This window comes from Paracoccus sp. Z118, assembly GCF_019061185.1.
Classification (GTDB): Bacteria; Pseudomonadota; Alphaproteobacteria; order Rhodobacterales; family Rhodobacteraceae; genus Paracoccus.
The window spans coordinates 1-538 of sequence record NZ_JAHQZU010000116.1; the positions used below are offsets into that span (position 1 = coordinate 1).

The window sequence follows — 538 nt, forward strand, 5'->3', positions numbered from 1 at the left end:
GGCAAGCGTTTCAAGCGACATGTATCTCCGCGCGACCGTCCACTCGTCGTTGGTCTCGAGCATCAGCGCGCCGACAAGCCGGACGATGGCGCCGTTTTTCATGGGTCAGCGTGTTGCGGGTGACGACCAGCCAGGACCGGTCGCCCTGCTCGTGGAACCACAACTCCCGATGAACGCCCGCCGGGTTGTCACGCAGATAGACGTAATCGTGGAACGCCGCCTGCGCGCCCTCGGCCCTGCCGTCGGGGCGGCCCAGCAGCGAGGCCGAGCCGAGGCAGAAGAACTCCTGCGCGTCACGGGGGCCGAGAAGGGGATGGGGGATAAGCATGTCGGGCTCTCAGTGCAGATTGGGCGAGGCGCCCATGCCTTTTTCGTCGATCAGGTAGCCGCGCTCGAAGCGGTCCAGCCGATACGCCTTGGCGGTGTCGTGGGGTGTGTCGGTCGCCAGCAGATGGGCGAAGCAATAGCCGCTGGCGGGCGTCGCCTTGAAGCCGCCATAGCACCAGCCCGCGTTGAGATAGAGCCCCTCGACCGGCGT

The 538-nt window shown here is 66.4% G+C and carries 2 pseudogenes; both read right to left on the minus strand.

Features of this window, described 5'->3' with window-relative positions:
• Positions 1-97: 97 nt before the first annotated feature.
• Positions 98-328, minus strand: a pseudogene (locus KTN05_RS17770) (sarcosine oxidase subunit delta); the annotation flags it as partial.
• Between the two features lie 9 nt (positions 329-337).
• Positions 338-538 (minus strand): annotated as a pseudogene (locus tag KTN05_RS17775) (sarcosine oxidase subunit beta); the annotation flags it as partial.